Source organism: Streptomyces sp. NRRL S-495, from assembly GCF_000966955.1.
In the GTDB taxonomy this organism is placed as follows: domain Bacteria; phylum Actinomycetota; class Actinomycetes; order Streptomycetales; family Streptomycetaceae; genus Kitasatospora; species Kitasatospora purpeofusca.
Map to the genome: position 1 here is coordinate 1 of NZ_JZWY01001364.1, position 487 is coordinate 487.

General features: G+C 72.7%; 1 protein-coding gene. It reads left to right on the forward strand.

The genetic code is table 11. From position 1 onward, the window contains the following. Nucleotides 1-487, forward strand: a 487-nt coding sequence (locus VR45_RS45215; protein ID WP_199926116.1) for an agmatine deiminase family protein, incomplete at both ends; no start/stop codon positions are given.

The following is a 487-nucleotide window of genomic DNA, read 5'->3' on the forward strand; positions in this document are numbered from 1 at the left end:
CGACGACCACGTGGACGCCACGTCCCGCTACCTCGGCGGCACCACGGGTGTGGTCCAGATGCCGCTGGCGGGCGACACCGACGCCTGGTCGGAGGACGCGCGCCAGCAGTACAGGATCCTCTCGGCCGCCACCAACGCCCAGGGATCGCGGTACACGGTCAGCCAGATCCAGGGACCCGACTACAACCTCATCCGCTCCACCGACCCGAACTTCGTCGGCTCCTACGCGAACTACTACCTGTGCAACAACGCGGTGATCTCCGCCCAGTTCGGCGACACCCGGGCCGACAGCGCGGCGAGGGCCACCCTCGCCCGGCTGTTCCCGGGCCGCACCGTCGAGCAGCTCAACATCGACCGCCTCGGGGCGGGCGGCGGCGGGAGCCCGCCGTGTGATGCGGCGGGGCCGGGTCCGGTGGGGCGGACCCGGCCTCGGAGGTACCGCTGGTCGGCCGACGGCCGGTCAGCCGGTCAGCCGATGGCGGGGATG